At 46.6% G+C, this 8590-nt stretch carries 8 protein-coding genes; 5 read left to right on the top strand and 3 right to left on the bottom strand.

What is annotated here, in order from left to right; genetic code table 11:
* Positions 1 to 167 precede the first annotated feature (167 nt).
* From yidA to WBV27_RS00200, 3 genes are read right to left on the bottom strand one after another with little or no spacing between them, the layout of a single operon-like run.
* On the bottom strand, positions 168 to 980 hold the full coding sequence (yidA, locus tag WBV27_RS00210) for a sugar-phosphatase (protein ID WP_424198391.1): 813 nt from the start codon (positions 978 to 980) through the stop codon (positions 168 to 170).
* Positions 977 to 2362, bottom strand: coding sequence for an HD domain-containing protein (locus tag WBV27_RS00205; RefSeq protein ID WP_424198389.1), 1386 nt, complete (start codon positions 2360 to 2362; stop codon positions 977 to 979). Before WBV27_RS00205 ends, yidA begins: the two co-directional genes overlap by 4 nt.
* Positions 2363 to 2390: 28 nt before the next feature.
* Positions 2391 to 3233: a lipoate--protein ligase family protein gene (locus tag WBV27_RS00200; protein WP_424198387.1), complete on the bottom strand. Its 843-nt coding sequence runs from the start codon at positions 3231 to 3233 to the stop codon at positions 2391 to 2393.
* A 215-nt stretch (positions 3234 to 3448) separates the two neighbouring features.
* Here WBV27_RS00200 and WBV27_RS00195 point away from each other — a divergent pair, with 215 nt between their 5' ends.
* The 5 genes from WBV27_RS00195 to WBV27_RS00175 form a co-directional block, all read left to right on the top strand.
* Positions 3449 to 3874 (top strand): DUF1934 domain-containing protein, encoded by a 426-nt coding sequence (locus tag WBV27_RS00195; RefSeq protein WP_424198385.1) that lies wholly within the window; start codon positions 3449 to 3451, stop codon positions 3872 to 3874.
* A 44-nt stretch (positions 3875 to 3918) separates the two neighbouring features.
* Positions 3919 to 4527, top strand: a complete 609-nt coding sequence (gene rpoE / locus WBV27_RS00190) for a DNA-directed RNA polymerase subunit delta (protein ID WP_424198383.1) — start codon at positions 3919 to 3921, stop codon at positions 4525 to 4527.
* Positions 4528 to 4740: 213 nt separating this feature from the next.
* Entirely contained in the window at positions 4741 to 6351 is a 1611-nt protein-coding gene (locus tag WBV27_RS00185) for a CTP synthase (RefSeq protein ID WP_086628980.1), read from the top strand.
* Positions 6352 to 6494: 143 nt separating this feature from the next.
* Complete coding sequence (gene fba / locus WBV27_RS00180; RefSeq protein WP_424198381.1) at positions 6495 to 7352, top strand: class II fructose-1,6-bisphosphate aldolase; 858 nt, start codon at positions 6495 to 6497, stop codon at positions 7350 to 7352.
* A 441-nt stretch (positions 7353 to 7793) separates the two neighbouring features.
* Positions 7794 to 8590 (top strand): UDP-N-acetylglucosamine 1-carboxyvinyltransferase (locus WBV27_RS00175; protein ID WP_424198379.1); only part of this gene is annotated, 797 nt, incomplete at its 3' end.

Raw genomic sequence — 8590 nt, 5'->3', positions numbered from 1 at the left:
GTTTTCCGCCATATATTGTTGGGAATAATGTTTGTTTTTCCTTATCTTTAAGAGGGTTTTCCCGAACCCTGCAGAATGATTGTCCATATCAGGCACCTGCTTCGCGCGTAATTAAAATAATGGGGCTATCTCGATATGAGACAGCCCCATGCATACCTTTTTCCGGTTTATTTATTCAAGTAAGTTCTGATTGCATGCGCCACGCCGCTTTCAGCGTTTGATTTGGTGATGAAATCCGCAGCATCCTTCACTTTGTCGACGGCATTGCCCATCGCGACGCCGACGCCTGCGTATTCGATCATGCTCAGGTCGTTCTCGTTGTCGCCGATGGCCATGATATTTTCCGCTTCGATATTCAATAATGCAGCCAATTCGACCAAAGCGCTGGCTTTGCCGGCATCTTTGTTCAGCACTTCCAGGAAATGCGGTTCGCTGCGGACAATCACATAGTCTTCATGGAACTGCGCTGGAATCGCTGGAATCAAGATATCCAACAGCTCTGGCTGGTCGATGAACATGATTTTCGTGAACAGTTTATCTTCCGGCAATTCAGCCAATGAGCGATAGCGGATCGGCATCGTCGTAATGAAAGACTCGCGTGTCGTGAAGATGCTGATGTCTTTGTTTGCGGTATAGATGGCTTCGTTGTCGATTCCGTGCGTGTGTACGTTGAACTTATCGGCCAATTCGTTGATTCTGACGAAGTCGCTGTAATCCAACGTGTGCGAAACAAGCACTTCATTTGTTGCGGTGGACAGCACCAAAGACCCGTTGTAGGTGATGACGTAATCTTCATCCTGATCCAAATCCAATTCTTTGATGTAGCGTTTGACTCCCGGGAACGGTCTGCCGGTGCAGAGCACGATTTTGACGCCTTGTTCACGCGCTTCCGTAATTGCTGCTTTTACATCCGGGGTGATTTTGAACTCCGGGTCTACCAATGTGCCGTCGATGTCGATGGCGATTAATTTGATGTTCATAGTGTGCCTCCTGTTTGTTGGGGTGGTAAAATTTCATCGTTCTCGAAAAAGGTTGAAAATTCCTGCGACAGGGACTCGAACAGATTGATGCCCGCCTCCTCGTCGCTGTGGGTGATTTCGCGCGGGAAGTAGAAACGTTCATCCCCGCGGACCTTGCCCGTCAAAGCCGATACGATCGAACTTGCTTGCGAAAGCTCCAGGAAACTGCCATTTTTCTGGACAAGCTCAATCTGGGTCCTGGTGGTGGCCTGGTATGGCCGGTACAGATCATAAGGCAGATCATAACTGTTGTTTACTGCAGTATAGTAGTCCCTGTTGAAGCCCATGCGCTCAACGAGTGCACTCATGCGTTCCAGTGTAGCATCATCGCGTCCTTTTGTGTAGCGGACCGATTTGAAAGGGTGGCGGTTGACGAAGCGATGGGCCAGATCGTTCAGAATCGGATCTTTTTCATCAAGCCAATGGTTAAAGTAGGTCGTCAGGACGCCATCATCCAAACGCAGGTAATCTTTCAGCGTCCATGTCTGTTTGAAGAACGGCGTCAGGAATGTGGCGGTATGGCGGAATTCGGCTTGTTCATCCAAATAGACATCCTTCGCGCGCTTCAACAGATGGCTGAGAACGACCTCCATGCCGCGGGAAACCGGATGGAAATAGATCTGCATATACATCTGATAGCGGCTGACGATATAATCCTCCACCGCATGCATGCCGGAAATGTCAAAGGCGATGCCGTTTTCGTAAGGTCTGATGACACGCAGGATCCTCGTCAGGTCGAAATTGCCGTAAGTGACGCCGGAATAATAGGCGTCGCGCAGCAGATAATCCATCCGGTCCGCATCAATCTGGCTGGAAATCAGCTGCACAACTTGCGGATTATCGTAGGTTTTGGCGATGACGGCGGCAACCTGATTCGGGAAATCCGGTCCGATCTGCTGCAGGATCCGGTTGATTTCTGTATCAGGGGAGGTGATGATCTCGATTGTGATGGCTTCATGGTCCGTATCGAATATTTTTTCGAAGGTATGCGAGAACGGGCCATGGCCGATGTCGTGCAGTAAAGCGGCGCAAAGCGTCACGAGCCGTTCCCCATCATCCCAAAGGCCGTCCCCAGTCTCTTTGCTGGGGTAATTCCGGACGAATTTATCGCAGATGCGGCGGGCGATTTCGTAGACTCCCAAAGAATGATTGAAGCGGGAGTGTTCGGCGCCGTGGAAAGTATAGGAAGAGGTCCCTAATTGCTTGATCCTGCGCAAACGCTGGAATTCAGGTGTATTGATCAGGTCCATGATGATCCGGTATTGGATATGGATGTAGTCGTGTACCGGGTCACGAAATACTTTTTCTTTCGGCAATAATTCCGCGGTGTAGTGTGTACTCAAATCGCATCGCCTCTTTCTGTCATTCCGTTTAGGACTGTTGTTCCTGATTGACTTGTTCATTGCGTTTCTTCATTTTCGCATAAGCCGTTTCATACTCCGACATCAGATGCTCCGTGTATTCCCCTGGCAGGAGCGTATTGCCGTTGCTGGCGAAGACGGACAGGATCCGCTGTTTTACATCGGCTACCGTCAACGGTTTGCCCAGCAATTCCGCCAAGTTTGCCATGGACGCGGGGTCGACGGCCGGGAAATGCCCACGGGTCTCTTCGCCTTGCAGGCTCTCATCGTAGAAGCGGCGGATCATTTCCCCGCGCTGCTGCTGATCGCCGTTCACGCTCATGTAGATCATGATGGCCACACCGTTTTTGAAACGGCGCTGCGCGATGCCTGCGAATTTTTTGCCGTTGATGCTCAGGTCGAAGTCGCCCGGACAATAGGAGTCGCTGATTTCGAAAGCTTCAATCACCTGTTCGGAATCGGAAAAAGTCTGCTCGACCAGCTCCTTCATGAGGACATAACCGTCATGGATTGTGAGTTTGGCATTGTCGGTTTCGGGAAGAACCAGTGAGAAATTCAGGATCCCTTCATCGGCTACGACAGCCAATCCGCCGGCGTTGCGGACGACGATACCGGTAGGGACGCTCCGCAAGTAACGCAAGCCGTCCTCCAGATGGGGCAGGCGCGTGTCCATCATGCCGAGGATGACCAGCTTTTCCATCGGCCAAAAATGCAGAGCTGCCGGAGCTTCAGCGTTCCCGACCAACCTGATCAAAGCATCGCCCAGCGCGAAATGCGAGAGGGGATCGGTTCCGAATGCCCCCTGTGCCGTGTCATAGATATGATAAATGTTGTTTTTTAAATGGCTTGTCATAGTCGTTTCCTTATCTTTGTGGCTGTTTCTGCTCCCATTATAGCAAAGTTCAGGAAAGATTTGACGGTGAATTGCAGCGAAAGGCAGGATTTCTTCGCATTTTGGAAAATCAGCCCGTAAATGATTGACCAGCGCTTATTTGTACCGCTATACTGTACTTGAAAAACACGTGCGGCCGCAAGGCTTCAGCACGAAGGTCAATGAGGTGGAAAAGCTTGTCTTTAAAAGAAGGAATGCCCATCGAGTTCCAATTGGAAACGCTGGTGAAGCAAGAAGGGGAGCAGGAAAGCTTCCTATATGAAGGAATGGGTCAAATCGTGGAAATGGGCAAATGGCTCTATCTGCGCTATATCGAAGCCGAAACAGATGTACCGGTCACTTTCAAATTGTCCCGTGAAGGGAAAATGACGATCATCCGCAGAATGGAACAGACGAGCCGCATGACCTTCGATGCAGAAGGAAAAGGCATGGCTATGCTTCCGACGCCGGCCGGACTGATGGAAATCGAAACGATCACCCATGAAATGTTGCTGGAATTCAAGGAAAAGCCGTTTGCCGGAAAAGTTACCTTGCATTACGAACTCCAAATGAACGAACAAAAATTGGGAGATTATCGAATTGAATTGCAATTTACCACCTGAGTATTGTATGATTAAGAGTAAACTTTTGAAAGGACGTGACACCATTGAAATTGAAGCAATTAGATGGTACTAGCAAAAACGAATTGTCAATGATAGAAGTTGCACACGCAATTTTCGAAGAAAACGGTGACGTACTGGACTTTAACCAATTATTGGTTCAGATACAGGACTATCTTGAAATGTCGGAAGAAGAATTGGAAAGTAAGATGACACGTTTCTACACTGACTTGAACATTGATGGCAGCTTTATTTCTTTAGGAGAAAATCGTTGGGGATTGCGTTCATGGTATCCAATTGATTCAATCGATGAAGAGATTCTTTCCAGTATCGATGAGGATGAAGTGAAAGTCCGCCGCAAGAAACGCAAGAAGTTGAATGCATTCGCTACATCAGAAGATGATGATGATGTGATCGATTATAATGATGACGATCCGGAAGATATCGACGTTGCTGATGAAGACGAAGAAATCGATGTGGATGAGGATGAAGTCGATGATGTTGACGCTGTGGATATCACGGATGACGATGATGACATCACGAGTGGCATCGAAGAAGACCTGACCTTGATCATCGAAGAGGAAGATCTTGAAGATGAAGAAGAGTTCGAAGATGAAGAAGAGTTCGTCGCGGAAGAAAAGGACGAAGAGGAGTAATCATTCCCCTGTATCGAATTCTTTCTTGACACCTTATGTAATTGGATGTATCATCTTCATTGGGCTCCCAAAAAGCAATTCTTTTTGGAAAGTATACGTTGAATTTTTACGGCTCCCTGTTCTTAAGAACAGGGAGCTTTATTTTTTTTATTGCAGCGTTGGAGAATCCTTCGGATATCATTTTGCACATTTAAAAACAGGGGGAAGAAAAAAATGACTAAGTATATTTTTGTAACAGGTGGGGTAGTATCTTCAATCGGTAAAGGTATCGTTGCGGCGTCTTTGGGACGTTTGCTGAAAAATCGTGGATTGAAGATCACGATCCAAAAATTCGACCCTTACATCAATGTGGATCCAGGCACGATGAGTCCTTACCAACACGGGGAAGTGTTCGTCACTGATGACGGCACCGAAACCGATTTGGACTTAGGCCACTATGAACGTTTCATAGACATCAACCTGAATCAATATTCAAATGTGACGACCGGAAAGGTTTATTCCGAAGTCATCCGTAAAGAACGCAAAGGGGACTATTTAGGGGCTACTGTCCAAGTCATCCCGCATATCACGAATGAAATCAAAGAAAAAATTATGCGTGCCGGTGAAACGACTGATTCGGATATTGTCATCACCGAAGTGGGCGGAACCGTTGGGGATATCGAATCCTTGCCATTCCTGGAAGCCTTGCGTCAAATGCGTATGGAAGTCGGTGCTGAAAATGTGCTGTACATCCACACGACCTTGATCCCTTATTTGCGCGCTGCCGGCGAATTGAAGACAAAGCCGACACAACACAGCGTTAAAGAATTGCGCAGCCTGGGTATCCAACCGAACATCTTGGTTGTGCGTACAGAAATGCCATTGCCACAACATATCAAAAACAAATTGGCATCCTTCTGTGACGTGAAACCTGAAGCGGTCATCGAATCCCGTGATGTAGAGACATTGTACGAAATTCCTTTGATGCTGCAGGAACAGAACATGGATCAAATCGTCTGCGATTATCTTGGCCTGTCCGATCTGCCTCCAGCCGATATGACGGATTGGAAAGCCTTGGTCGAAAAAGTCCAAAGTCTTGAAAAGACTACCAAAATCGCTTTAGTCGGAAAATATGTGGAACTGCAGGATGCTTACTTGTCTGTGGCTGAAGCATTGAAGCATGCCGGTTATGCGCACAATACGGAAATCGACATCCAATGGATCAATGCGGAAGAAGTGACTACTGCGAACGCGCAAGAGCACTTGGCTACTGCGGATGGAATCCTTGTTCCAGGTGGATTCGGAGACCGAGGCATCGAAGGCAAAATCGCTGCCATCCAATACGCACGCGAAAACAATGTGCCGTTCTTCGGTATCTGTCTGGGTATGCAATTGGCTTGTGTCGAGTTTGCTCGTAACGTTGTCGGTTTGGAAGACGCGGATTCAGCTGAAACCAATCCGAATTGCAAAAACAACATCATCGATCTGATGCCTGACCAAGAAAACATCGATGAGATGGGCGGCACATTGCGTTTAGGTCTGTATCCTTGCGAGTTGAAGGAAGGCACGTTGGCTAAGAAACTTTATAACAATGCTGATATGGTTCAAGAACGTCATCGCCATCGTTATGAATTCAATAATGCTTATCGTGAAATCCTGGCTGAAAAAGGCATGGTCTTCTCAGGCGTATCCCCGGATCAACGCTTGGTGGAGATTGTGGAATTGAAAAACCATCCGTTCTATATTGCTGCCCAGTTCCATCCTGAGTTCATCTCACGTCCGAACAGACCGCAGCCGATCTTTGATGGATTTATCGCTGCTTCTTTGGAAAACGCAGGCAAATAAGCGGGACGTTCGGTTCCCCACTTGACTGATATTGTATTTTAATGATCATGTTTGACTGAAAAGGTAGTAAATATTTTCAGTTTCTGCTAAAATAGGTGTGTTGTAAGAAATATAGACCAATGGATTCCAAGGAGGCAACAAGAATGAGTCGTTTAGTAAGTATGACAGATATGTTAAACAAAGCGTTAGAAGGAAAGTATGCCGTAGGACAATTCAACATCAACAACCTTGAATGGACGCAAGCTGTATTAGAGGCTGCTCAAGCAGAAAACTCACCAGTTATCTTAGGTGTTTCTGAAGGCGCTGCTAAATACATGGGTGGACATTTAGTTGTTGCAGCTATGACTAATGCTTTATTAGAAACTATGAATATCACTGTTCCTGTAGCATTGCATCTAGACCACGGTACAAGCTTTGAAAACTGTAAAGCTGCTATCGATGCTGGTTATTCATCTGTAATGATCGATAAATCACATTATTCTATTGACGAAAACATTGCGCAAACTAAATTAGTAGTGGAATATGCTAAATCTAAAGGCGCTTCTGTTGAAGCTGAAGTTGGAACTGTTGGCGGAACTGAAGACGGAATCACTGGCGGAATTCAATACGCTAACCCAGCTGAATGCTTACGCATGACAACTGAGGCAGGTATCGATGCATTGGCTGCTGCTTTAGGATCTGTACACGGACCTTACTCCGGCGAACCTGTATTAGGTTTTGCAGAGATGAAAGAAATTTCTGAATTGACTCACAAACCATTAGTATTGCACGGTGGTTCAGGAATTCCAGAACACCAAATCAAAAAAGCTATCGAGTTCGGACATTCAAAAATCAACGTGAACACTGAATGCCAACAAGTCTTTACAGCTGCTGTAAGAGAAAAATTAGCTACAGACGCTAACGTTTACGATCCTCGTAAAGTTATCGGACCTGGTAAAGAAGCTATCGTTAAAGTTGTTAAAGAAAGAATGCAAATCTTCGGTTCAAGCAACAAAGCTTAATTTAATCAAACGATCTTCGAGGAGGTCTGGGACCTATGTCCCGGATCTCCTTTTTTGTACTTATTTTTTCCCCTACGCATGTATACTGGCGCCTCATTTTCCATATATTCCTGAGTTTGTGTTACCATAAGACCATAAGATAAGGACAGTTGTCTTCAATTGAAGCGTGATGGAGGCATGATTGTCATCTTTTTGCGCTGTTCGGCCGTATCAAATTGAGAAATATAGCGGAAAGCAGACGTCTGCATAAAAAAACTAGTAATGGACCCTGTATTTTTGTTAGAATTGTAGGTGATCAACCGACAATCGAATGAAACTAAAAATAATGTTATTTAGGTATCGTAGCACCGTTTTTCTTGTGGAAAGAAAAACGTGCGAGCGATTCCATTTATTTCCGAGCGATTTGTCGTTCGGCAACTACACATGAAGTGAGGCTTTTTTATGAAAAAATTAGTTATAGAGGGGAATAAACCGTTGAACGGTGAAATCACCATCAGCGGAGCGAAAAACAGTACGGTTGCGCTGATTCCGGCTGCCATATTGGCGGACTCCCCAGTCATCTTGGAAGGCATCCCTAACATTCAGGATGTGCACTCCCTTATTGATATCCTTGAGGACTTCAACGTAGAAGTGTCTTTTGATGAGGATGAGGGCATCGTCACGATCGATCCGACCAACATGATTTCCATTCCGATGCCTACCGGAAAAATCAAAAGCTTACGTGCGTCGTATTATTTCATGGGAGCCATCCTTTCGAAATTTGGCGAAGGCGTCATCGGGCTGCCTGGAGGCTGTTTCTTGGGCCCAAGACCGATCGATCAGCACATCAAAGGTTTCGAGGCGTTGGGTGCGACAGTGCGCAATGAAATGGGTGCCATCTACCTGACTACACCGGAAGAAGGGCTGAAGGGCGACCGCATTTATCTTGACGTTGTTTCGATCGGAGCGACCATCAACATCATCTTGGCGGCGGTCAAAGCTAAAGGACGGACAATCATTGAAAATGTGGCCAAAGAGCCGGAAATCATTGATGTCTGTATCTTGTTGAACAACATGGGAGCGAAAATCCGCGGAGCCGGTACGGATATCATCCGGATCGAAGGCGTGGAAAGCTTGCATGGCTGCAGACACACCGTGATACCTGATCGCATCGAAGCAGGGACATACCTGGCCGCTGCCGCTGCAATGGGTGAGCGTGTGTTGGTGAAAAATGTGATCGTCGAGCATATCGAAAGCCT

Origin of the sequence: Trichococcus sp. (assembly GCF_049589555.1) — a bacterium.
Taxonomy (GTDB): domain Bacteria; phylum Bacillota; class Bacilli; order Lactobacillales; family Aerococcaceae; genus Trichococcus.
The sequence above is the reverse complement of the archived record's forward strand: the minus strand, read 5'-3'. Positions and strand labels throughout refer to the sequence as shown.

What these genes read in the sequence shown, in the direction of transcription:
- yidA (WP_424198391.1), bottom strand. Translation starts at nt 980, where the DNA reads ATGAACATCAAATTAATCGCCATCGACATCGACGGCACATTGGTAGAC.
- WBV27_RS00200 (WP_424198387.1), bottom strand. Translation starts at nt 3,233, where the DNA reads ATGACAAGCCATTTAAAAAACAACATTTATCATATCTATGACACGGCA.
- WBV27_RS00185 (WP_086628980.1), top strand. Translation starts at nt 4,741, where the DNA reads ATGACTAAGTATATTTTTGTAACAGGTGGGGTAGTATCTTCAATCGGT.
- fba (WP_424198381.1), top strand. Translation starts at nt 6,495, where the DNA reads ATGAGTCGTTTAGTAAGTATGACAGATATGTTAAACAAAGCGTTAGAA.